Annotated in this window: 20 protein-coding genes and 1 tRNA gene; 10 read left to right on the top strand and 11 right to left on the bottom strand. The window is 63.5% G+C overall.

Going from position 1 to position 21,893, the window contains the following annotated elements; translation table 11 throughout:
• Positions 1 to 4: 4 nt before the first annotated feature.
• A complete protein-coding gene (locus tag ACI3KW_RS17415) occupies positions 5 to 1,387 on the top strand; it encodes an MFS transporter (RefSeq protein ID WP_404849150.1) in 1,383 nt (460 codons plus the stop codon).
• A 36-nt stretch (positions 1,388 to 1,423) separates the two neighbouring features.
• Here the strand turns inward: ACI3KW_RS17415 and ACI3KW_RS17410 are convergent, their stop codons facing one another.
• Positions 1,424 to 2,164, bottom strand: coding sequence for an RlmE family RNA methyltransferase (locus ACI3KW_RS17410; protein ID WP_404849149.1), 741 nt, complete (start codon positions 2,162 to 2,164; stop codon positions 1,424 to 1,426).
• Complete coding sequence (locus ACI3KW_RS17405) at positions 2,157 to 3,350, bottom strand: Ppx/GppA phosphatase family protein (protein ID WP_404849148.1); 1,194 nt, start codon at positions 3,348 to 3,350, stop codon at positions 2,157 to 2,159. The genes ACI3KW_RS17410 and ACI3KW_RS17405 overlap by 8 nt, the downstream gene beginning before the upstream one ends.
• A 236-nt stretch (positions 3,351 to 3,586) precedes the next feature.
• Between ACI3KW_RS17405 and ACI3KW_RS17400 the strand changes: the two genes are divergently transcribed.
• The 3 genes from ACI3KW_RS17400 (at position 3,587) to ACI3KW_RS17390 (ending at position 4,454) form a co-directional block, all read left to right on the top strand.
• Positions 3,587 to 3,660: transfer RNA gene (locus ACI3KW_RS17400), tRNA-Gln, on the top strand.
• 156 nt (positions 3,661 to 3,816) lie between these two features.
• Complete coding sequence (locus ACI3KW_RS17395) at positions 3,817 to 4,017, top strand: hypothetical protein (protein ID WP_404849147.1); 201 nt, start codon at positions 3,817 to 3,819, stop codon at positions 4,015 to 4,017.
• Between the two features lie 8 nt (positions 4,018 to 4,025).
• Positions 4,026 to 4,454, top strand: a complete 429-nt coding sequence (locus tag ACI3KW_RS17390; protein ID WP_404849146.1) for a hypothetical protein — start codon at positions 4,026 to 4,028, stop codon at positions 4,452 to 4,454.
• 346 nt (positions 4,455 to 4,800) lie between these two features.
• On the opposite strand, the gene ACI3KW_RS17385 is transcribed toward ACI3KW_RS17390, so the two are convergent.
• Complete coding sequence (locus ACI3KW_RS17385) at positions 4,801 to 5,718, bottom strand: LysR family transcriptional regulator (protein ID WP_404849145.1); 918 nt, start codon at positions 5,716 to 5,718, stop codon at positions 4,801 to 4,803.
• A gap of 169 nt (positions 5,719 to 5,887) precedes the next feature.
• Here ACI3KW_RS17385 and ACI3KW_RS17380 point away from each other — a divergent pair, with 169 nt between their 5' ends.
• Together ACI3KW_RS17380 and ACI3KW_RS17375 are read left to right on the top strand one after the other, a co-directional pair.
• Complete coding sequence (locus ACI3KW_RS17380; RefSeq protein ID WP_404849144.1) at positions 5,888 to 6,493, top strand: NADPH-dependent F420 reductase; 606 nt, start codon at positions 5,888 to 5,890, stop codon at positions 6,491 to 6,493.
• Positions 6,494 to 6,524: 31 nt separating this feature from the next.
• Entirely contained in the window at positions 6,525 to 7,259 is a 735-nt protein-coding gene (locus tag ACI3KW_RS17375) for an SDR family NAD(P)-dependent oxidoreductase (RefSeq protein WP_404849143.1), read from the top strand.
• A 56-nt stretch (positions 7,260 to 7,315) separates the two neighbouring features.
• On the opposite strand, the gene ACI3KW_RS17370 is transcribed toward ACI3KW_RS17375, so the two are convergent.
• Complete coding sequence (locus ACI3KW_RS17370; RefSeq protein WP_404849142.1) at positions 7,316 to 8,185, bottom strand: SDR family oxidoreductase; 870 nt, start codon at positions 8,183 to 8,185, stop codon at positions 7,316 to 7,318.
• A gap of 103 nt (positions 8,186 to 8,288) precedes the next feature.
• On the opposite strand from ACI3KW_RS17370, the gene ACI3KW_RS17365 reads away from it, so the two are divergent.
• Positions 8,289 to 9,182 carry a LysR family transcriptional regulator gene (locus ACI3KW_RS17365; protein ID WP_404849141.1) on the top strand — a complete coding sequence of 298 codons (894 nt, stop codon included), beginning with the start codon at positions 8,289 to 8,291 and terminating at the stop codon, positions 9,180 to 9,182.
• A gap of 57 nt (positions 9,183 to 9,239) precedes the next feature.
• Here ACI3KW_RS17365 and ACI3KW_RS17360 read toward each other — a convergent pair whose 3' ends face one another.
• Positions 9,240 to 10,220 (bottom strand): NADP-dependent oxidoreductase, encoded by a 981-nt coding sequence (locus ACI3KW_RS17360; protein ID WP_404849140.1) that lies wholly within the window; start codon positions 10,218 to 10,220, stop codon positions 9,240 to 9,242.
• A 178-nt stretch (positions 10,221 to 10,398) separates the two neighbouring features.
• Here ACI3KW_RS17360 and ACI3KW_RS17355 point away from each other — a divergent pair, with 178 nt between their 5' ends.
• Complete coding sequence (locus tag ACI3KW_RS17355) at positions 10,399 to 11,439, top strand: LacI family DNA-binding transcriptional regulator (protein ID WP_113123237.1); 1,041 nt, start codon at positions 10,399 to 10,401, stop codon at positions 11,437 to 11,439.
• A 62-nt stretch (positions 11,440 to 11,501) separates the two neighbouring features.
• Positions 11,502 to 12,419 (top strand): phosphotriesterase, encoded by a 918-nt coding sequence (locus ACI3KW_RS17350; protein ID WP_404849139.1) that lies wholly within the window; start codon positions 11,502 to 11,504, stop codon positions 12,417 to 12,419.
• 20 nt (positions 12,420 to 12,439) lie between these two features.
• Here ACI3KW_RS17350 and ACI3KW_RS17345 read toward each other — a convergent pair whose 3' ends face one another.
• From ACI3KW_RS17345 to ACI3KW_RS17320, 6 genes are read right to left on the bottom strand one after another with little or no spacing between them, the layout of a single operon-like run.
• On the bottom strand, positions 12,440 to 14,674 hold the full coding sequence (locus ACI3KW_RS17345) for a glycosyl hydrolase family 95 catalytic domain-containing protein (protein ID WP_404849138.1): 2,235 nt from the start codon (positions 14,672 to 14,674) through the stop codon (positions 12,440 to 12,442).
• Between the two features lie 5 nt (positions 14,675 to 14,679).
• Positions 14,680 to 15,741 carry an ABC transporter ATP-binding protein gene (locus ACI3KW_RS17340; RefSeq protein ID WP_404849137.1) on the bottom strand — a complete coding sequence of 354 codons (1,062 nt, stop codon included), beginning with the start codon at positions 15,739 to 15,741 and terminating at the stop codon, positions 14,680 to 14,682.
• A 14-nt stretch (positions 15,742 to 15,755) separates the two neighbouring features.
• Entirely contained in the window at positions 15,756 to 17,774 is a 2,019-nt protein-coding gene (locus ACI3KW_RS17335) for an alpha-L-fucosidase (protein WP_404849136.1), read from the bottom strand.
• Positions 17,775 to 17,776: 2 nt separating this feature from the next.
• Entirely contained in the window at positions 17,777 to 18,598 is an 822-nt protein-coding gene (locus tag ACI3KW_RS17330) for a carbohydrate ABC transporter permease (RefSeq protein WP_404849135.1), read from the bottom strand.
• Positions 18,595 to 19,563 (bottom strand): carbohydrate ABC transporter permease, encoded by a 969-nt coding sequence (locus ACI3KW_RS17325; protein ID WP_404849134.1) that lies wholly within the window; start codon positions 19,561 to 19,563, stop codon positions 18,595 to 18,597. The genes ACI3KW_RS17330 and ACI3KW_RS17325 overlap by 4 nt, the downstream gene beginning before the upstream one ends.
• The gene (locus ACI3KW_RS17320; RefSeq protein WP_404849133.1) at positions 19,563 to 20,852 is read right to left on the bottom strand and encodes an ABC transporter substrate-binding protein; all 1,290 of its coding nucleotides are present in this window, start codon (positions 20,850 to 20,852) and stop codon (positions 19,563 to 19,565) included. Before ACI3KW_RS17320 ends, ACI3KW_RS17325 begins: the two co-directional genes overlap by 1 nt.
• Before the next feature lie 110 nt (positions 20,853 to 20,962).
• Between ACI3KW_RS17320 and ACI3KW_RS17315 the strand changes: the two genes are divergently transcribed.
• Positions 20,963 to 21,865: a phosphotransferase gene (locus ACI3KW_RS17315; RefSeq protein ID WP_404849132.1), complete on the top strand. Its 903-nt coding sequence runs from the start codon at positions 20,963 to 20,965 to the stop codon at positions 21,863 to 21,865.
• The last annotated feature ends 28 nt before the right edge of the window (positions 21,866 to 21,893 follow it).

Here is a 21,893-nt window from a genome sequence, read left to right as displayed (position 1 = left end):
GCAATTGTCGCGCATCACACCGCTTATTCTTGCCACCGCCTTGTTCATGGAAAACATGGACTCCACGGTCATCGCCACCTCGCTGGCGGCCATCGCGGCCGATATCGGCACCGATCCGATTTCGCTCAAGCTGGCGCTGACGGCGTATTTGGTGGCGCTGGCCATTTTCATCCCGATCTCGAGCTGGATGGCCGACCGGTTTGGTGCGCGCAATGTGTTCCGCGTCGCCATGCTGGTATTCGTGCTGGGCTCGATTTCCTGCGCTTTTGCCAATTCGCTGACGGCATTCGTCGGCGCGCGCTTCCTGCAGGGCATGGGCGGCGCACTGATGACGCCCGTGGCACGACTGGTGCTGGTGCGCTCGACGCCACGGCACGATCTGGTCAATGCCATGGCCTGGCTGACCATTCCCGGGCTGGTCGGCCCTATCGTGGGACCGCCCTTCGGCGGGTTTCTCACCACCTATCTCAGCTGGCACTGGATCTTCCTGATCAATGTGCCCATCGGGATTTTGGGCATTGCCCTGGTCAGCCGTTTTCTGCCCGAAACCATGCGTAATGCGCCGCGGCAGATCGACTTCAAGGGCTTTGCCCTGGCTGGTCCCGCCTTTGCGCTGTTCGCCTTTGGCACCTCGGTGATCAGCCTGCCTGCCCTGCCGCCGCTTGTCGGTGTGCTGGCGACGGCTTTGGGCATCGGGCTGGGCTATCTCTATGCCCGCCACGCATTGTCGACCGATAATCCGCTCTTCGATCTGCGCCTGCTGCGGTTCCCGTTCTTCCGCAGCGCGGTGGTGGCGGGCACCTTCTTCCGGCTGGGGCAAGGCGCGACGCCATTCCTCTTCCCGCTGATGCTGCAGCTCAGCTTTGGCTATACCCCGTTCGAATCCGGCATGATCACCTTTGCCAGCGCCATTGGCGCCATCGTCGCCAAATTCATGGCGAACGGCATTTTCATCCGCTTCGGCTTCCGCACCTCGCTGGTGGTCTCCACCGGCATTGCGGCGCTGGGCCTATTGGCGATGGGGCTCTACACGCCCGAGACCGTCGTGCCGCTGATCATCGGCATTCTGGTATTTGTCGGGTTCTGGCAATCGATCTTCTGGACCGGCAGCAATGCCTTTGTCTTCGCCGATATCGAGGACAAGGATGCCGGCCAGGCCAATGTGATCAGCCAGGTCTCGACCCAGCTGTCCATCGCCCTTGGCGTGGCGCTGGGCGGGGGCATGCTGGAAATGAGCAATGCCATGCGCGGTGGCGAACTGGTATTGGCCGATTTCCATCTGGCCTTCTTCGTACTGGCGGCGATCTGCCTGATCTCGACGATCATGTTCGCCCGGCTGCCGGCCAATGCGGGGTATCAGCTCACCAAGATGCCGCATACCCGTTGAGAGAGGGGAGTGCGCTGCCCTCACCTGTCGCGGCGCCTAGCGGTCGTATTCCTCTTCGCCCGGCACGGTGTCGTTACTGCCCTTGAAACCCCTGGCGATCAGATAGGCCTCGGCTGAATCCGAACGGCTGGACGGCGGCTTGGCATGCATGGTGGTTTTGAAGTGGCGCTTGAGCATGTGCAGCAGCTCATGCTCGGTGCCGCCCTGGAACACCTTGGCGATGAACACGCCATTGGGCGCCAGCACGTCGAGCGCAAAGGCCGCCGCGATCTCGATCAGATGGATGATGCGGATATGGTCGGTGCCGCGATGGCCGGTGGTCGGCCAGGCCATGTCGGACATGACCACATCGGCCTTGTGGCCGCCCATGGCCTCGATCAGCATGGCGGGCGCGTCTTCCTCGGTGAAATCCTTCTTGAGCAGGATGACGCCGGGAATTGGGTCCATTTCGAGATAATCGATGCCCACGACCAGTGGGTTGGCGTCGGTGGAGCCGGTGGCCTTGGCCGCCACCTGCGACCAGCCGCCAGGCGCCGCGCCCAGATCGACGATATGCATGCCCTTGCGGAAGAACTTATACTTTTCGTCCATCTCCTTGATCTTGAAGGCGGCGCGCGAGCGATAGCCCTCGGCGCGAGCCCGCGCCACATAGGGATCGTTGAGCTGGCGTTGCAGCCATTTGGTGGACGAGACGGTGCGCCCCTTGCCCGATTTCACCCGGATCTTGAGGTCTTTGTCGGACTTGCGGCCGCCCGTGCCGAGAGCTTTATCAACCATTGCTTGTCCTTCGCGACGGGTAGCGGGATGCGCGATTGCGCGTACGATCGGCGTCCATCAGCGAGATCAGAATGCCCTCGCGCAGGCCGCGATCGGCGACGCGCACGCGTTCGGTGGGCCATTCGCGGCGGATCGCCTCGAAAATGGCGCAGCCGGGCAGCACCAGATCGGCCCGGTCCTTGCCGATGCAGGGATGGGCGACACGCCGCTCGAACGGCATGCCGAGCAGCACTTTCATGGTCTCGTCGACCTCGCCGCGCTTCATCCACAATCCGTCGACCTTTTGCCGCTCATAGCGCTCAAGGCCCAGATGCAGGCCGGCCAGCGTCGTCACCGTGCCGGACGTGCCGATCAGATGCACCGGATGGGTGCCGATCATGTGGCGCAGCTTTTCGCGGCCGCGGAACTGGCGCAAATGCTCGGAGACATGGCTGACCATGGCCTCGAAAACCTGCGGCGTCACATCGATGCCGCCGAACTTTTCGGCGATGGAGACCACGCCCACCGGCAGCGATTGCCAGGAGCGAATCGAAGCCGACATGCGGCCCTGCGATTTGGGACGGCCACCACGGAAATCGAGCCAGGCGAGTTCGGACGAACCGCCGCCAATGTCGAACATCAAGGCGCCCTGCGCCGTGCCCTCGATCAGGTCGGCGCAGCCGGTCACGGCCAATTCGGCCTCGGTGCGCCGATCGACGATCTCGAGGTCTAGCCCCAGCTCCTGCTTGACGCGAGCGAGGAATGCCGGGCCATTTTCGGCGGCGCGGCAGGCTTCGGTGGCAATCAGGCGCATGCGGGCGGGCTGATGCTCGCGCAGCTTATTGCGGCACTGGCGCAGCGCTTCCATGGTGCGCTCCATGGCCGCATCCGAGAGGCGCCCGGTGACCGAAACGCCCTCGCCCAGCCGCACGATGCGGGTAAAGCCATCGAGCACGCGAAAACCGTGGTCATGCGGGCGGGCGATCAGCAGGCGGCAATTATTGGTGCCCAGATCAAGCGCGGCATAAATGGGGCCGCGGTGTTTGCGGGACGGATTTGGGGCGGGCTTTGTCCGCTGGTCCGCTCCGGGCCCTGGAGGCGCCGCCTCCCCTGCCCTTCCCATCTGCGCAAGGCCAGATGGGGCTCGGACTGCCACCTCTTCGTCCAGCGACGAAACCGCGGCAACGGACCGATCAGAATCGGTCACTATGGTCTCCTAGCGTGCGCGGTCGCGGGAACCGGACTGGCCGATCGCGCCCGACGCACTGTCATTGCGTGTCGAAAAAGACGGTAGAGCAAGGGGGGCGGAAGCGCAATCCAAACGATAGCAGGGCAAAGGCGCATCACAGGCGCTTGCAATCTTTGCCACCATTGTCTATGCAGACCCCGCGCCGACGAGATGGTTCGCCCACCGCCCGCGCTTACCGGCCTTCCGGCTCATGCTGGGGAATAGTTCAACGGTAGAACAGCGGACTCTGACTCCGTCAATCTTGGTTCGAATCCAGGTTCCCCAGCCAAAACTCCCTAATACAATCAGCGACTTGCGCTTAACCCACTGCGCCCTTTCGCCGCCATGTCGCGTTTCGTGTTGCGCCGCAATCCCCAGCATTTCCAGGCCTTTCTCGACAGCCTCCGCGCGTCCATGCGACATGGATGCAACATGGAGAGTTGGCATGATCGAAATTGTGAGGCTCGTATTCGCTGGATTGGCGACCATTCTGTTTCTCGTCGCCACCTTCGTAAAGATTCATCCCGACATGGATCGCCACGACAGCGATCTGGCTAGATCTGGGCGATGGACCGCAGCCGGCACTTTCTGCGCCGCAGTCGTGTTTTCCTGCGAAGTGCTGTCATACTTTTTTCCAACAGCTTGAGCGCGATCATGAACGTGATGTTTGACACAAATGTTTTCAGCAATTTGGCCAGCGGGAAGATCGATTCCACCAGCGTCCCAGAAGATTGGCGCTGTGTCGCTATTTATCTGCAGTGGCAGGAAATTCAGGCGACGAAAAATCCAGAAATCCGATCGAAGATCGAGTCGGTTTTTGACGAGCACCTCCCTGTTAAGGCGCCGCCAATCGCGGTTTGGGATGTGACACCTTTTGACGAATCTGTTTGGGCAGAACCGGGTAATTTGTATCAAAGCATCTTGGAAGAAATGGACAGGCTAAAGCCTCATCGCAACAATCGCGTGGATGCTGTGATTGCTGAGGCATGCGTTAGAGGCAAGATGGCGCTGGTAACGAACGACCACACACTTGGCCAGGCCGCGGCCGCTCACGGCGTACTGGTCTTCAATCTCCAGAAGTGACCTGGTGCGCACTTGGTTCGCATTGCGGACCTAAGCGCAGGCCTTTGGTGCGAACCACCGCGAACTGCAAACCATGAAAACCAACAAAATCAGCGATTTAGAATGCTTCGCAGAAGTGGTTCGCACCTGCCAACTTCCACCAGAGAAAAAACCTACGGGCGCCCTCGTGGGTCCGGACAGCGAGGGCCTTCCAGATTTTTAGACCCCGCCCCAGGCCTGTGAGGCCGGGCCCAGTTACTGCTAAAAAGTTGAAAAATACACTAATTCAACCGTAAGTAACTCACATCGCAATGTTGCCGTAGCCCCTTGAGCCTTAGAACGTGCCCTGATCCATTTTGGTGGTCCATCACTTCTTCTTAAGCTCGGACTTCGGCGCGATTTCGGGATCCGGTCCCAGCAGGCGGGGTGCGTATTCGGCTAGGCGTTGGGAGATGAAGTCGATGAAGAGGCGTACTCGTTTGGTGCGCCGGGTTTCGCCTTGGGAGAGAATCCACAAGGCGCCGTGCGCGCCGTTGAGGGTGGCGGGCGCACGCACCAGGTCCGGCTCGGCGTCTCCCACGAAACGGGGCAGCAGACCGATGCCCAGTCCCTGGCGAAGGGCGGCTAGGTGAGTACTGGTTTCGGGCGCGCAGAACAGGCCCTCGATCGGGATTTCGCCGCAGAGCGCCCAATCAGGAGCCCGATCGGTCCCTTTGGATACCCAGCGCGCATATGGCAGCGCGCCTGCGGACCATTGTTCGAGCAATGAGCTGGACAGATAGGCGCCGATGCGCAGTTCCGGACCTTGCAGGCCATGCAGGTTGAGCGGCAGCGCTTCGCGGTCGAGCACGACGCGAAGCGCCACGTCTGCTTCGCGATTGGTGAGGTTCACCTTGGCTTCCGAGGACAGGATGGTCAGTTCCACCTCGGGATGGCGCCGGCAGAATTCGGCAAAGTCGGGCATTAGCAGGTGCGTGGCTATGGTCTGCGCCATTGCGACGACCAGTGGGCCGCCAATACCTTCGTCCCGCCCCCAGACCAGGCCCTCGAGCCGACTCGAGGACAATTCCATCTCCTCGGCCAGGGCCAGGACGTCATGGCCCGAGCCGGTCAGTTGGTAGCCGGCCGGCTTTTTCTCGAACAGCCGTGCGCCCAATCGTCCCTCGAGCTGCGAAATGCGGCGCAGCACCGTGGTGTGATTGACCTTGAGCCGCTCGGCTGCGGATCGCACCGATCCGCTTCGCGCGACCGCGAGAAAAAAGCGCACATCGTCCCAATCGATCACATTCGGTTCCTCTGCCAATGGCTCAGAATATCATGAGAGCCGGGATGGATGTGGTGCGTTTTTGCACCACCGCTGTGTGGGGTTTCCCACTGAAGCCCGGGCGTGATCGCACCTAGCTCAGAGCCGGACGCGACGAGAGGTCCTGTCCATCAACAAGCAGGAGCAAGACATGAGCTTTGCCATTATCGGGGCCGGACGTATCGGCCAGGCGCTCGCCAAGGCGTTTGCGCGCAAGGATATCGCGGTGAGTCTAGCGAGCAGGACGCCGCCGGCGCAATTGGCCGAACTGACCCGGTCGCTGGGGACGCAGGTGACGCCGGTTTCACTGAACGACGCGGTCACGGCCGACACGATCTTGCTGGCCATCCCGTTCTGGGCGCATCGCGAGGTGGCGCAAATCCTCACGGACTGGACCGGCAAGACGCTGATCGACGTCAGCAATGCTCATGGCGTTGACCCCAGTGAGTTGGGCGGGCTGCCGTCCTCGGCCGTGGTGGCCAATGCCTTTGCCGGCGCGCAGCTGGTCAAGGGGTTCAACCACCTGGTGGCTTCGGTGCTGGCGCAGGACCCGGCAGTGCCAGGCGGTCGACGGGTGGTGTTTCTGTCGAGCGATCATCCGCCGGCCAGCGAGCGCGTTCGGCACCTGGCGGAGCGGCTCGGTTTCGCGCCCGTGGAACTGGGCGGATTGGCCGAAGGCGGACTGCTGGTGCAGGCCAAGGGCACGAATTGGGGACCGCTCATCTTCCAGGATCTCGCCAAGCCCGAGCAGCGGTGAGAACAACCAATTCCAACGAAAGCAGCATGACATGAACAGACTGAATGGAAAGACCGCCGTGATCACCGGCGGCGCTACCGGCATCGGCCGGGCCGCGGCAAAGCGCTTTATCGAGGAAGGCGCCTTCGTCTTCATCTTCGGCCGCCGGCAGGACGCGCTTGACGCTGCCGTGGCCGATCTGGGCCCCAATGCCCGGGCGGTGCAGGGCTCGGTCGCCGATCTGGCCGACCTGGACCGGCTCTACGCGGCGGTGAAGGCCGAGCGCGGAAGCCTCGACATCGTCTTCGCCAATGCCGGGGCCGGAAGCCAGCTGGCGCTCGGCAAGATCACGGCCGAGCATATCGACGACATCTTCGGCACCAATGTGAAGGGTACCATCTTCACGGTCCAGCAGGCGCTGCCCCTGATGGGCCGGGGCGGCTCGATCATCCTGACCGGATCGAGCGCCGGCACGACGGGCGCCCCGGCATTTGGCGCTTATGGGGCAAGCAAGGCGGCAGTGCGTAATCTGGCGCGGAGCTGGGCGGAGGACCTGAAAGGCACCGGCATAAGGGTAAACGTGCTGACGCCCGGCTCGATTGCGACCGAACTCGCAAGGGAAGCGCTGGGCGAGGAGGGCATGAAGGCCTTCGCCGCGATGAATCCGCTCCAGCGCATGGCCGATCCGTCGGAGGCCGGGGCGGTGGCTGCCTTTCTCGCATCGCCGGACAGCAGCTTCATGACCGGCAGCGAGGTCGCCGTCGATGGCGGCCTGGCGCAAGTCTGACGCCGGGTCGAACCGGGCGCTCCATTCGATCGATCGGAGCGCCCGGGGCCGGCGGCCTATGCCGATGCAGCGATCTCGGAGGCGAAGTCGCGATAGGAGCGCAATGGACGGCCGAGCATGCCGGTGAGGCGTTCGACATCGCCTGCACTTGGCAGCATGCCGTCCACCAGAAAGCGTTCGGCCATCAGCCGCATATCCAGCGCCATCCAGGTGGGAGCGAAATTGCGGAGGTTTTGTTCGAACGCTGCGGTGTCGTTGCCACCGAAATGGATGGTGCGCCCGAGCGCGGTGGACCAGATGGCGGCCACATCGGCGCCGGTCAGGATATCGGGACCAACCACGTTGATCCGCTCGAGGGGAAGCGGGGTGCTGGACCGCTCGCGGCGTAGCAGTTCGATGGCGGCGACTTCGCCGAGATCGCGCGCATCCACCATGGCGAGGCCTTTGTCGCCGATCGGCATCGGATAGACGCCATGAGCGAGCACCACGTCCTTCACTGAAAGATCGTTATTGATGAAGTAGGCGGGGCGCAGGATGGTGGCGTTGAAGCCCATCTGCTCGAGCATGCGCTCGACGCTGAACTTGCCGGCAAAATGCGGCACATTCACATAGACATCGCTGTGGATCACCGAGAGATAGACAATCCGCTCGATCCCGGCTTCGCGGGCCAGGTTGAGGGCGATCAACGCCTGGGTAAATTCGTCGGGTGCTACGGGATTGAGCAGGAACAGTGTGGACACGCCCGAGAAGGCGGCGCGCAGGGAATCGACGTCGAGCAGGTCGCCCTGGATTGTGGTCACCCCGGCCGGAAGATTGGCTTTCGACGGATCGCGGACGAGTGCACTTATATCGGCGCCGCGTTTGATAAGTTGATCGACGACATTGCGGCCGACGGTTCCGGTCGCGCCGGCAACGAGGATGGTCATGGGAATTACGCCTGCTGGTTTGGAAACGATGACCAGCATTTAGTGGTCCACAAATGCAGCGCTAGCTGTGATATAAGGACACGCTGTCTCATCGGTGAAACACATGGACCTGCTTGCACTCACTGACTTCAACCTGGTCGCCCGGCATGGCGGCTTCGGCAAAGCCGCGCGCGCGACCGGCCGCCCCAAGGCGACATTGTCGCGGCGGGTGGCGGAACTAGAGGCGAGCCTGGGCCTACGCCTGTTCGAGCGTGGCTCGCGGGCGCCCAAGCTCACCGAGGAGGGCAAGGCCCTGCATGAGCGGACCGGCCCCTTGCTGACCGAGATTGACGAGACGGCCGCAGCGATTGCCTCGGGCGGCGACCGGCCGCGCGGCAACCTGCGGATCAGTGCGCCGCTGAACTTTTCGCAAATTGCGATGGGCAAGCTCGCAGCGGGCTTCGCGCTCAGATATCCCGAGGTTCGGCTGGATGTGACGGCGGAAAACCGCGCCGTGGACATGATCGAGGAGGGGTATGACTTGGCCATTCGCGTCAACCCACCTGCGGACTTGAGCCTGGTCGGGCGGGTGTTCCTACATGACCGGATCGTTATCGTGGCCAGCCCGAAGGTGGTGCGGCCGCGCGACGGCAGCCCTGCCCCCGCTGTCGTCTGGGGCCCGGACCGCGAGCTTGCTGGGTGGAGCGTCAAATCGAAGGCAGGGCCGGCGAGGATCGCATTCACTCCGGCGCTCAGCCTGTCATCGCTCAGCATGGTTCGTGATGCGGCCGTAATGGGCGCAGGCGCCGCACGGCTGCCGGTATCGCTGGTCAGCCATGATCTGGCCGATGGCCGCCTGGTGCATTGGGCAGATGTGGACGGCCCGGAGACGGTTTTGTGGGCGCTCTACCCGTCGCGACGTCTGTTGAACGCGCGGGTGGCCGCCTTTATCGACTATTTGAAAGAGGCTTTTCCGACGGGCGCTCCCGAAGAGCTGGCGGCCTTTATCCGCAGTTGAATGCTACCGCAGCCGCATGGTGTGCGGCTGCGCATGGTCTAAGCCGGGCGTGGCTGGTCAGCGGGTGAAGTCAGCGACGATCTTGCCGGGCGCGTGGCCGGTGCGATTGCGCTCTATGGCAGCGGGCAGATCTTCGAAGGCCACCACTTCGGCGATGCTCGATCGCAGCGTGCCAGCGGCGACCTGCTGGGCGATCGTGGCCAGGTGCGCAGTATCGGGCCGCAGCGAGAACCAGATGCCATTGCGGCCCTCGGGTGTCCGGGCTGCCAGATCGGTTGCGGCGGTGCTCACCAGCAGGCCTCTTGCCGACAGGATTGCCCAGGACTTGTCCACGACCTCGCCGCCGACAAGGTCGATGACGAAATCGACGTCACTCACCACTTGCTCGAAGTTCTGCGTCCGGTAGTCGATCACTTGGTCCGCGCCGAGGGCCTGGACATGGGGCACACTGCTGGTCGAGGCCGTGACGAAAACCGTCGCGCCAGCCGCCTTAGCGAACTGGACGGCGAAGCTGCCGACTCCACCGGCCGCGCCGTGGATCAGCACGCGTTTGCCGCGCAGGTCGAATTCGGGGACCTGCAGAATCTGCCAGGCTGTCATGGCGGCGACCGGGATTGCCGCGGCGTCGATGTCTGACAGGCCCGCCGGTGTCTTGACGAGCTTTTCGGCGTCGATCACCAGATGGTCGGCGTAAGCGCCGAGGCCACCCAGCGCTGCCATCACCCGGTCGCCAATTGCTACGCTTTTGACGTTGGCGCCGGTCTGCAGCACGATGCCGGACATTTCGATGCCAAGGGTTGCAGGCAAAGGTAGCTTGAACATGTCGCGGAGATAGCCTTCGCGGATTTTCCAGTCGATGCCGTTTACGCCGGCGGCCTTGACCTGGACCAGCACCTGGCCGGGCCCCGGTTCGGGGGCGGCGACAATGTCGACTTGCAAGCTCCCGGTGCCGCCATAGGCTTGCAGGCGCAGGGCGCGGCCGGAGCCAGGCGGGTGAGATAGTGGTGCGGCGCGTTCGAGGTCATTGGATGAGGTCATGGGGTTTCTCCTTCATGGAGAAAGATACAATCTCAAAATCCATTCGACAGGACCGCCAATCTGGACAGATCGTCTCACAGATGAGACGGTTACGAACTGGGTGCGCATTCCCGACATTGGCTTTAGGCGCCGGCACCGGCTATCAAGGTTACTCGTGCCCCGCAGGATCAAACGTGCCATGACCAGTCGCGCCAATGCCCAACATCAGGTCCGCAAGCGGCCGGCCACCATCGTGGATGTGGCGGAAGCGGCGGGGGTGGCGATCGGGACCGTGTCGCGGCATCTCAATGGGCAGCCGGTGCGCGCGGGCAATCGCGATCAGATTGAGCGGGCCATTGCCGCGCTGGGCTATCGGCGCAATTCCACTGCTGTGGCCATGAAGACCAATACCAGCCGCATCGTCGGCTTCCTGGTGCCGGCGCTGGGTGAGTTTCACGCGGCCATGCTGGAGCAATTGTCGCGCCAGATGCGGCTGTCGGGGCGGGCCGTGCTGTCGTTCTGCCACAATACGCAGCCTGCCACGCTCCGCGAGGGACTCGAGTTTTTTGCCGCGCACCGGGTGGATGCGCTGGTGATGGATGGCGAGGACAGCGTTCGCCAGGAAGTGCTGCAGCACATCGATGAGGGGCTGGTTGTCGTGCTGTACGACAATGACATTCCCGGCCTGCCGGTGGACCGGGTATTCGTGGACAATCGCAAGGCGAGCGCGCGCGCCGTCAATCATCTGCTCGAGCTGGGGCATGAGCGGATTGCCACTATTCACGGCAGCCAGCGCGACTCCGCGGGCCGCGAGCGCCTGGCTGGATATCACGATGCCTTTGCCGCCCGCGGGCTCACACCTGACCCCAGTTTGGTGGTGGACGGGCAATGGGGGGAAATCCGCGGCTATGAACGCATGCGCGACCTGCTTTCGCTCCCCAATCCGCCAACCGCCGTGTTCAGCGCCAATTACAACATGACGCTGGGCGGGCTGGCCTATCTGCATGAAGCGGGGATCGAAATCCCGCGCGATCTGTCGCTTGTCGGCTTCGACGACGTGCCGGCCCTGCGCCTGCACAAACCGGCAATCACGGCGGTGGCCCAGCCCATAGCCGAGGTCGCCGAGGCCATAGCGCGGATTGTCGACGCCCGGCTCGCCGATCCTTCGGCCATGGGACGACATGAGCAACGGATCGATTGCGGCATTACCTTGCGGGATTCGACACGCCGCCTGAAATAGTGGCGCCATGGACGAAGGTTTGCGAGACTACAGCTCCGGCCCAGCAGGAATGGCGTTTCAAGATGCGATATCTCTACACGACGTTGGGGAAGATGCGGGCCGACCAGCTCGGCATGATTCTTCCGCACGAACATGTTTTCGTCGATCTGCGAACGCCGGATCAGCCCGGCTATGCGCAGGCCAGCGCCGAGGCCGTGCTGGCGCTGATGGTGCCGCAGATCGAGGCCATAAAGGCGCTGGGCGTGACCGCGCTGGTCGAGTGTTCGACAGGCGGGGTCGGACGGCGGGCCGATCTCGATCTTGCCGTCAGCCAGGCGACAGATTTTCCGATCGTGGTTCCCACTGGCAACTATCGCGAGCCCTGGGTACCGGCATGGGTGCAGGATGCCAGCGAAACCGCGCTGCATGACTGGATGCTGTCCGAACTGCAGGAGGGCATCGAAGCAAGCGGTGTGCTCGCCGGCTGGGTCAAGCTGAGCGCGGGCGACGACGGCATCACTGATCTCGAAAAGCGGATATTGCGCGCGGCCACCCGCGCCGCCACGACGACCGACGCGTTGATCGGCAGCCACACCATCCGCGGGCGCGTGGTGATGGACCAGGTCGACATCATCGAAGCGGAAGGCGGTTCAGCTAGCCGTTTCGTGTCCATTCATACGCATGCGGAGCCCGACTTTTCGCTGCATCGCGAGGTCGCCGCGCGCGGCGCCTGGATCGAATATGATAATATCGGCGCCGTCCCGGTCAGCGAAAGCGCCGACCTGATCCTGCGCGCCCTCGAAGCCGGACTGGGTGACCAATTGCTGATCAGCCATGACCGCGGCTGGTTCGACCCCGCGCTGCCCAATGGCGGCGAGCCGAAGCCCTACACCGTCGTCAGCACCGAACTCATTCCCCTGCTGATCAGCCGTGGCGTATCGCAGGAGACGATCATCCAGCTCACCCACCACAATCCATTCAGGGCCTTCTCGCGGCCCTGAATTTCGATGTGTGTTGCGGGCTAGAAGGATAGTGACGCCTGCCCGCTATCGGTCATCGTGACTTCCTGCGAGCTTTCATCCCAGCGCACGATTACGGTCTGCGGCCGGGTTGAAGTAAGGCGCAAGCTGGTTGGGCGGCCATCGCGCCATTCCAGATCCAGCGTCAGGCCACCGCGGGCGCGCAGGCCCCGGACTGAGCCCTGGCGCCAATGGGAGGGCAGCGCCGGCAACAGGTCGAGCACGCCTTCGCGCGATTGCACCAGCATTTCGAGAATGCCGGCGGCGCCGCCGAAATTGCCGTCGATCTGGAACGGAGGATGGGCATCGAACAGATTGGGATAGCTGCGCTGCGGGCAGAGCAGCAGCGCCAGCACGTCGTGGGCATGGTCGCCCTGCCCCAGCCGCGCCCACAGATTGATGCGCCAGCCAATGCCCCAGCCGGTGGCGTCGTCGCCACGGATTTCGAGGGATCGTTGCGCGGCGGCGGCCAGTTCGGGACTGGTATCGATAGCGATCTGTTGGCTGGGATAGAGCCCATAGAGGTGGGAGACGTGGCGATGGTGCATTTCGGGCACCTCCATGTCCCAGTCGTCCAGCCATTCCTGCAACTGCCCTGCCCGGCCGATGCGATGCGGCGGCAGCCGATCGCGCGCGGCGCTGGCCTCCTCTTGCATCGGATCGGTCAGGCCCAATTGGGCGCTGGCATCGAGGTAGGCGTCGAATAGATCGCGCAGGATCTGGTTGTCCATGGTCGGGCCGGCGCAAAGGGCCGCGCCATGGGGGTGCAGGTTCTCCGGCGAGAGCGAGGGCACGGTGACCAGGAGATCGGTGCCCGGCAGCGGCTGCAGAATATCGAGGAAGAAGCGCACCGCGCCCGCCAGTATCGGCAGCAAGCGCTTCACCAGCGCGTCGGGCCGGCCGGCAAAGCTGGCATGGTCCCACAATTGCGCGCAGAACCAGGCGCCGCCGGTGGGCCACAGGCCCCATTCGGCGCCATCGACCGGGCCGGTGGCGCGCCACAAATCGGTATTGTGATGCAGCACCCAGCCGCGGGCGCCATAATGGGCGCGTGCCATTTCGGCGCCCGTCAGCGTCAGGTCTTCCACCATGTCCAGCAGCGGCTCGAAGCACTCCGCCAGGTTCGCCGGATCGGGCAGCCAGTAATTCATCTGGGCGTTGATATTGGTGGTGTATTTGCTGCCCCAAGGCGGACGCGTCTCCTTGTTCCAGATGCCCTGCAAGGTGGTGGGCTGGGTGCCGGGGCGGCTGGAGGACAGCATCAGATAGCGGCCATATTGCACATAAAGCGCCGCCAGTGCGGGGTCCTGGCCGTCGGCAAAGCGGGCGATGCGTTCGTCGGTCGGCAGGTGCTGCTGGCCGGGGCCCAGGTCGATGGCGAGGCGGTTAAACAGGCGCTGATGCGCGGCGATGTGGCCGGCGCGGAGTGTGGCAAAGTCCTTGCCGGAAACCGCTTGCCGCCGTGCGGCCAGCAGCGCCTCGGGATCGCCGGACACATCATCGAAGCGGCGGAAGGAGGTGGCGATGTCGAGGATGAACACCACGGCCGTGGCGTCACGCACCACGAGGCGGCGGCCCCGGCGCTCGGCTGTACCGCCCTCAAGGCGCATATCGACGCCGATCCCGAAGCGAAGCGGACCCTCAATGCCATGCTTGCCGAAATTGGTGCCGCGATAATCTAGGCGCGTGGCGTCGCCGGTTAGCCAATCGCCGGTTTGCGGGCTATCGAGCCAGGCTTCGAACGCCAGTGTGCCAGGGCGCGCGGTTTCCACCCGCAGGACCAGCACGTCATCGGCTGCCGAGATGAAGCTTTCGCGCTTGACCAGAGTGGTGGTGCCGCCCAGATGATAGCTGGTGGTGGCGATGGCGGTTTCGAGATCGAGTTCGCGCCGATAGCTGCCGGGCGCGGCTTCATGGCGGAATTCGAGGAAGAGATTGCCGGCCGGCTGGTAGCTCATCTGCAGATAGGGCTGCGCCATCAGATGCTGGTTGGCCAGCGCCTGCGCCTCGGCATAGCGGCCGGCAAAGATCAGCTCCCGCACCGCGGCGAGATTGGGCAGCGCCGCCGGATTGACCGGCTGGTAGGGGCCGCCGGACCACAAGGTGGATTCGTTGAGCTGGATTTCCTCGCGGCCGATGGCGCCATGCACCATGGCGCCCAGCCGTCCATTGCCGAGCGGTAGCGCTTCGGTCCACTCCACCGCGGGGGACCGATACCAGAGATTAAGTGATGTCATAAAGTTCAGTGTCCTGGACGTAAACGTTGGCCTGAGGCCGCAAAAACCATGCTGCGGGCGGCGTTGATGCCCACCTGCACATTATCGCCGGCCTTGATGCCCGGCCTGTCGCGCACTTCCACGACCAGGGTTTCGCCCGATCCCGTGGTGCCATAGAGGTAGCGCGTGCCCCCCAGATTTTCGACGACGTCGACCTTGGCCATGAGGCTTGCATCGCCCCCTTCGAGCACGAAATGCTCGGGCCGCAGGCCGACCAGCACCTCACCGGCGTCGGCCAAGCCGGCCGCCGCCAGCACGGGGCCGGATGGCAGCTTGAGGCTGCCCTGGGTCAGTTCGGCGCGCAGGAAATTCATGCGCGGCGAGCCGATAAAGCCGGCGACGAACAGATTATCGGGATCGTCATAGAGCTCGTCGGGTGTGCCGGACTGGGCGATCTTGCCGTCGCGCATCACCACGATCTTGTCGGCGAGGGTCATGGCCTCCGTCTGATCATGGGTCACATAGATCATGGTGGAGCCTAGCTTGTTGTGCAGCTTGGCGATTTCCACGCGCATGGAGACGCGCAATTCCGCATCGAGATTGGAGAGCGGCTCGTCGAACAGGAAGACTTCGGGATCGCGCACAATGGCGCGGCCAATGGCGACGCGCTGGCGCTGTCCGCCCGAAAGCTGGGCCGGCTTGCGCTTGAGCAGCGGCTCGATCTGCAGCGTCTGTGCGGCAGCGGCCACGCGAGCCTCGATATCGGGCTTGCTGAGCCCCGCCATGCGCAGCGAAAAGCCGATATTCTGCTCCACGCTCATATGCGGATAGAGCGCGTAATTCTGGAACACCATGGCGACGCCGCGCTCGATGGGATCGGCATCGTTGACGCGCTTTCCATCGATGATCAGGTCGCCCTTGGTGATCGGCTCAAGCCCGGCAATCATGCGCAGCAGCGTGGATTTTCCGCAGCCCGAAGGTCCGACGAAAACGGTAAATGCCCCGTCATCCACCGTCAGGTTGAGATTGTCGATGACCTCGAAAGTGCCATAAGACTTGCTGACATTGCTCAGCGTTACACCAGCCATAGTCTATCCTCCAACTAGGCTTGTTCGAACACGATGGCCGCGTGGATGCGCAGCCGATCCAAGGTGACGCCATAGGTGCCGTCGCCAAGGTCCTGCACATCGAGATCCTGGCCGCTCACCGCCTCATAGGCACGGACCGGGCGGCTGGGCAGGCGGACCGCAGCGCTGACGGGGCCGATGGCCGGAATATCCTCGATCATTTCCATGACGCGGGTCCCCTCCCCGTTGGGCACCGCCTTGCCACGCACCTGGGGCGGGCCAAAGAGCAGGTGCAGGATGTGCCGGTTGCGCTCGGCCTGATGGGTCAGCGTCGCGCGGCCTGCCGAGGGCAGGTCCGTGCTCAGCGCAGGCTTGGGCAGCAGGCGCGACAACAGGGCCTTGACCACGTGCCGATACAGCGGCTGACCGACATTGTGGTAGATGCCGAAGATGGGATAGGCGATGTAGCCCACCCGCCCGGACAGCGTCACCGCCGCGCCAAGGGGCGCCGCGTCCGTATTGTCGGGCGCATGGGCGTGTGAGGAGAAATGCTGGTAGCTGCGGTTGAAATAGGGGGGCACGACCTGCGCCAGCACCTGGGCGCCCTGCGCCACGATCTGCTGGGCCGTGCCGTAGACGACAAAGGGCGACTTGGTCAGGGCGGGGTCGAGCTCATTGCCCGAGCCGATATAGCTGGGCGTGAACGCCACCGCGCCCTCGCTGCGGATCCCGGCCGCGACGGCGAATTGCCCATCCGCACTGAGGGCCGAATTGCCCGACAGCAGCAGGCCACCGCCCTGCCCTACAAAGGCGTTCAGCCGATCGGCAAGCGCCGCATCTACGGGAATATCATCGGGCAGGATGATCACCGCATAGGGTGAAAAATCCGAAGTGCCGTCGATGACGTCGAAGGGGATTTTCAGCTCGAGCAGCATCTGGGCGGCGCCGGCATCGGCCGTGCTGTTGCGGTCGCCGGCGTGATGGAAATATTCCGAGGACAGGATGGCCACCTGGGACACCTGCTTTGCCGCCTCGATATAGGGCTCCAGCTGGGCGAGGCGGGCATAGGCCGGCGCGATCGACGCATAAGTATCGGCGTTGATGGCGCCACTGGGATGGAGCTGGTCTCCGACCAGGCATTTGGCACCCAGACTCGCCATCTGCGCGACTTCATATTCCAGCGCATCGGGGTGCTTGAAGCCGCCGAATTCGCCCCAGGACAGGTGGAACTTGCCGGTCTGTCCGAGGAAATCCATGCCCAGCGTTGCGGCATAGCGCGCGCTTGATGGGAAGTGGTCATAGCCCCAGCCACCGGTAGGCAGGCTTTCCAGCTCAAGATGGCTATAAGGCGCAAAGCGCTTGCGGCCCTGCTTATGGATATGGCCGCAATTGTAGAAGATGCGCAGGCCCGGAAATTCGGCGTGCAGGGCGGCGGTCATTTCGGTGCGGAACACCTCGTTGACCCATTCGTCATTGGCCAGCCGATCCTCGGGCTTGGCCGGATCGAGCCCATGGGCGGTCATGCTGTCGAGACATTCCTGGCATACGCAATCGGTGGCCAGCACGATGTCGAAGAACAGTCCGGGCGTGTCGTAATTGCGCACGACTTCGCGCGCATGCTCAAGCAGTTCGTCGCGGTAGGCCTTGTGGTTGAGGCAGAGCGTGTGCCAGGCGGCCTGCAATTGGCCGGGATCGAAGCGGTTCCTGGTGGCGGAGCGCACCCGCCATTCCGGGTGCAGGCGCGCATTGCGCTCGTCCCATTGTACCGAGATATAGATCGGCGCCTCGATGTCGGCGGCGGCCAGCGCCTTGACCATGTCGCCCATCAGGTCGGGACGGGCGAGGTTGGGATGGGGCGCGCCGACCTTGGTGGGGTAATAGGACCAGCCATGATGGCACTTGGCGAAGATGGTGACGCTATCCACATTGGCGGCCTTGAACGTGGCGACGAAGTCATCGGGGTCAAAGGCCGCGCCGATACCCGGGATATGCTCGGAGGTGTGGAAATCGAGATGGATCTGCCGATAGCGGAGCGGCTTGTTGGTCACGGGCATAGTTATTCCTTGGCTCCGGTGCGGGTTTGCGAGCCGGCAGCAAATTGGCGTTGAAACACGACGAAAACGATGAGCGGCACGATGGTGGTGACGATGGCAGCCACCGAGCGCAGGTCCCAGTTCATCTCATAGGTGCCGGACACCTTGGTGAGCAGGACGGGCAGCGGCACCATGGTGCGCAGATAGAGCATGGGCAGCAGCAGGGCATTCCAGCTCCACAGGAACTGCAGCACGCCCACGGCAAAGATGGGGCTGGTGGCATTGGGCAGCACGACATGCAGCAGGGTCTTGATCGGGCCGCAGCCATCGATCTTGGCGGCCTCGATCAGCTCCTTGGGAAAATCCTCGAGGAAATTCTTCACGAGGAAAATCGACCAGGCAAAGCTCATCCCGACATAGGGAATGAGCACGGCCAGGGGATTGTCGATCAGCTTCATGTCTCGCCACAGCGTGAACAGCGGGATGACCACGACCTGCTGGGGCAGCACGAAGGCGTTAATGATGATGATCAGCAGCAGCCGGCGCGAGCGGAACTTGAGAAAGTGGAAAGCATAGGCCGCCGCCGGCGTCAGCAACATGGTGCCGAGCGTCGCCAGGGCCGCCAGCATGGCCGTGTAAAAGAAGGACTCGGCGAGCGGATATTCCACCCAGACGCGCTGCCAGGCATCGAGCGTGAAGCGGACATTGTCGAGCCGCCACCAGCCCAGCGCCACGTCGGCGGGCGGGCGGATGGAGGTCAGCACGATGCCCAGCACCGGGACCACCCAGCACACGGCCAGCACGCCGACCACGATGACGGTCCACCACGGAACGCGGCCGATCATTTCGCACCTGCCGTGCGCTGGATGATGGCCGGGATGGAAATGACCAAGACGGCGACAAGCAGCACCACGGTGGCGGCGGCGCCATAGCCGAGTTTGAACTGGGTCATGGATTCCCGATACATGAAATAGCCCACCGTTTCGGTGGCACGCACCGGCCCGCCTCCGGTCATGACATAGATGATGTCGAAGGCCCGCAACGCGCCCAGCAGATTGATGAAAATCGCGACGCGCACGCCGGGCATGGAGAGCGGCACCATGATGTGCCGCATGATGGACATGGGCTTGGCCCCGTCCATATAAGCGGCTTCAAGCACCGTCTTGGGAATGCCCTGCACTGCCGCGAAGCACAGCATGAGCGGCAGGCCGACCCCGCTCCAGGAGGCCACGAAGATCAGCGACCATAGCGCCGTCACCGGATCGCCCAGCCAGGAATGCTGGAAGCCCGGCAGCACATTGCCGATCAGCGAATTGAGCAGGCCCGCCTTGTCCGGCCGCAGGATATTGATCCACATATAGCCCGACACGGCTTCGGAAATGCCGAAGGTGACGAAGAACATGCCGCGAAACGGCAGGGTATGGCGCGGCGCGAAGGAGCACAGCATGGCCAGTGTCCAGCCCAGCGACACCGAAATGACCGTCGTGCCCAGCGTGAAGATCAGCGTGGTCAGCAGCGTATTGCGGAACGTGGCATCGGCGAACAGCGTCAGGTAATTGCCCAGGCCCACATATTTTGCCGGGGCCAGGCCCTTGATGTCGAAGAGCGACAGCCGGATCGTGTCGATCAGCGGATAGACCACCGAAATACCGAACAGCACGATGACGGGGGCGATCAGCAACCACGCTGCCGGCGTTTCACCGAGCCCTTTGCGCCCGCGCCTGACGACCGGCTCGCGCCGGCCGCCAGTCAGGGGGGAGGAGATATCGGCGAGCGCGCCCGCCATTGGTTTTGCCTCGGAACTGGTCATCAATAGGCCGTGGCCGCCTTGGCTTCGATGGCCGCCAGCACCGTGTCGATCGTCGCTTCGCTCGGGTCCTGCAGAAAGCGCTGCAGCTGGACACGGTATTCATCGACCAGGTCGCCGGGCAGCAGATCGCCCAGCACGAATTGCACCTTTGCCCCGGCAACGGCTGCGACCGCAGTCTGCTGCACCGGCCCGAGCAGGGACGTGTCGAATGCCGTACTGGGCGAGGCATAGCCGTATTTGCCCATGATATTGGCGGCGTCCGGCCCGATGATGAAATCGAGGAAAGCGTCCGCAGCGGCGGGATTATTGCCATTGCTGGTGGCGTTGAGCTCCTTGGTATCGACGCTGGACGTATCGTCGAACCCCATGCCAAGCGCCGGGAACTGGAAGATGGAATAGTCGACGCCCTCCTGCAGCTCATAATCGCTCTTGAGCGCAGCATTGGTCCACATGCCGAACAGCAGGTAATTGGCTTCCTCGGCCCGGAAGATCGCCGGATAGGGGTCTTCGGTGGCCAGCATGGTCGCCGGATCGGCGCAGCAGCCGGCATCCAGCATTTCCTTGACCTTGACGAGGGCGTCCCTGATCTTGGGATCGGTCCAGGGGATTTCGTGGCGCGCCAGCTGTGCCGCAGTTTCGACGCCGGCGGTGCGCAGCAGCAGGGTTTCGAACCACTCGGTATGGGCCCAATATTTGGCCGGGATGACGACGGGATAGGCGTAGCCGGCGGCCTTGAGCTTGTCGAAGCTGGCCAGGAACTCATCCCAGGTCGTGGGCGGGGTGACGCCGGCCTTTTCGAGCTGGGCGGTCTTGTACCAGATGGCCGAGCGGTCGCCATAGGTATAGGTCACGCCATAGGGCACGCCGTCGATGGAGCCGAGATCCTTCCAGGATTGGCTCAGCTTGTCGTCCCAGCCAAGGCTGGCCCATTGCTCATCGAGCGGCCGCAGGATGCCGGCCGTAGCCAGTTCGGCGCGGAATGCCGGCCAGGTATTGATGATGAGGTCGACCACCTCGCCGCCCAGCAGCGCCGTGCGGATGCCGCCGCGCGCATCGCCCTGCCCGCCCGCCGGCTGGAATTCCCGCATCGTGACGCCGGGGTTCAGCTCCATGAACTTGGCTTCGACCTCATGCCACATTTCGAGGTCGGTACCGCCCTGCCATTGCAGGATGACCAGCTCGCCGCTGGCATCCTGGGCAAGGGCCGCGCCACCCATGGCCAGCAGCGCCGCCGTGGCCAGACCCGACAGAAGTGCACGTCGTCCGCAGACACCTTTGAATTTGCTCATGCTTTCTCCTCCGCATTGATCCAGCCCTCTTTGCGTGGCTATCATCAACAATGTTGAAACGTTATCATCTATTCTGCGATTGGCAATCCCCTGTGGAAATGGGTGCAAGGATGACGTTTCAGACGCGCGCGATCGAGCTGCCACCGGATCTGGCCGAGCGGTTGGCCGCAATAGTGGGGACCACCGCGTTCCAGGCTTTCGAGCTGGTGGGCGTGCAAAGCCTGAACAATCGCGTGCTGCAACTGGTGTGTCCGGGGAGCGGACAGGCCTATGCCGTTCGCCTCGCCAGTGAGCGGGCGGCGGCGCATATGGGGGTGGACCGGCGCGAAGAGGCAGCCATCGCGCAGGCCGCCGGCAAGGCTGGTATCGGGCCGGAACTGGTGCATTACGATCTCGACAGCGGCATGATGATCAGCAAGTGGATCGATCGGGCCGTGCCGCTCCAGCCGCAGGCCTTGCAGCAAAGGCCCATAATGCTGCAGGCCATCGCACTGGCCCGGCGGCTGCACGCCATAGGCGCCGACGCGCTGGCCGGGAAAGGACGAACCATCTTTGAGCGCATCGCTCATATGGAGCGCAGCGCCGCCGCCCTCAACGCGGGTGAATTGATCCAAGCGCGTCACCGCAACAGGCTGGATGCCTTGGCAGCCGCCGCCCCGCGGCCCCGCTGGGTGACCCACAATGATCTATGGCCAAACAATATCCTGGCCGATGGCACGCGCTTCTGGCTGACCGATTGGGAATTTTCCGGCATTGGTGACGGCATGTACGACCTGGCCAGTCTGTCGCTGTCCGCCGGCCTCGACGCCACCGCAGAGCAAGACTTGCTGGCGGCCTATGGCGATGGCGATCTGGATTGGCTGGCCGCCATGAAGTGGGTCGTGTGCTATTTCGAGGCCGTATGGTCGGCCAACATGGCTCTATTGTCCGCCAGCGCCCCGGCGGCAGGCGGCCAGCCGTTTGATTTCAAGGCGCATAGCGAACAGATGCTCGCCAAGCTGGACGCGGGTTGACCAGCGGCCACCCCGAAGGGCGGCCGCC

This window comes from Devosia sp. ZW T5_3, from assembly GCF_044987315.1.
Lineage (GTDB): Bacteria > Pseudomonadota > Alphaproteobacteria > Rhizobiales > Devosiaceae > Devosia.
This window is presented reverse-complemented; position numbering and strand designations above follow the sequence as displayed.

Bases quoted from the DNA above. Each gene is read 5' to 3' on its own strand.
- ACI3KW_RS17410 (WP_404849149.1), bottom strand. From the start codon at position 2,164: ATGGTTGATAAAGCTCTCGGCACGGGCGGCCGCAAGTCCGACAAAGAC.
- ACI3KW_RS17395 (WP_404849147.1), top strand. From the start codon at position 3,817: ATGATCGAAATTGTGAGGCTCGTATTCGCTGGATTGGCGACCATTCTG.
- ACI3KW_RS17390 (WP_404849146.1), top strand. From the start codon at position 4,026: ATGAACGTGATGTTTGACACAAATGTTTTCAGCAATTTGGCCAGCGGG.
- ACI3KW_RS17380 (WP_404849144.1), top strand. From the start codon at position 5,888: ATGAGCTTTGCCATTATCGGGGCCGGACGTATCGGCCAGGCGCTCGCC.
- ACI3KW_RS17375 (WP_404849143.1), top strand. From the start codon at position 6,525: ATGAACAGACTGAATGGAAAGACCGCCGTGATCACCGGCGGCGCTACC.
- ACI3KW_RS17370 (WP_404849142.1), bottom strand. From the start codon at position 8,185: ATGACCATCCTCGTTGCCGGCGCGACCGGAACCGTCGGCCGCAATGTC.
- ACI3KW_RS17365 (WP_404849141.1), top strand. From the start codon at position 8,289: ATGGACCTGCTTGCACTCACTGACTTCAACCTGGTCGCCCGGCATGGC.
- ACI3KW_RS17360 (WP_404849140.1), bottom strand. From the start codon at position 10,220: ATGACCTCATCCAATGACCTCGAACGCGCCGCACCACTATCTCACCCG.
- ACI3KW_RS17355 (WP_113123237.1), top strand. From the start codon at position 10,399: ATGACCAGTCGCGCCAATGCCCAACATCAGGTCCGCAAGCGGCCGGCC.
- ACI3KW_RS17350 (WP_404849139.1), top strand. From the start codon at position 11,502: ATGCGATATCTCTACACGACGTTGGGGAAGATGCGGGCCGACCAGCTC.
- ACI3KW_RS17345 (WP_404849138.1), bottom strand. From the start codon at position 14,674: ATGACATCACTTAATCTCTGGTATCGGTCCCCCGCGGTGGAGTGGACC.
- ACI3KW_RS17340 (WP_404849137.1), bottom strand. From the start codon at position 15,741: ATGGCTGGTGTAACGCTGAGCAATGTCAGCAAGTCTTATGGCACTTTC.
- ACI3KW_RS17335 (WP_404849136.1), bottom strand. From the start codon at position 17,774: ATGCCCGTGACCAACAAGCCGCTCCGCTATCGGCAGATCCATCTCGAT.
- ACI3KW_RS17330 (WP_404849135.1), bottom strand. From the start codon at position 18,598: ATGATCGGCCGCGTTCCGTGGTGGACCGTCATCGTGGTCGGCGTGCTG.
- ACI3KW_RS17325 (WP_404849134.1), bottom strand. From the start codon at position 19,563: ATGACCAGTTCCGAGGCAAAACCAATGGCGGGCGCGCTCGCCGATATC.
- ACI3KW_RS17320 (WP_404849133.1), bottom strand. From the start codon at position 20,852: ATGAGCAAATTCAAAGGTGTCTGCGGACGACGTGCACTTCTGTCGGGT.
- ACI3KW_RS17315 (WP_404849132.1), top strand. From the start codon at position 20,963: ATGACGTTTCAGACGCGCGCGATCGAGCTGCCACCGGATCTGGCCGAG.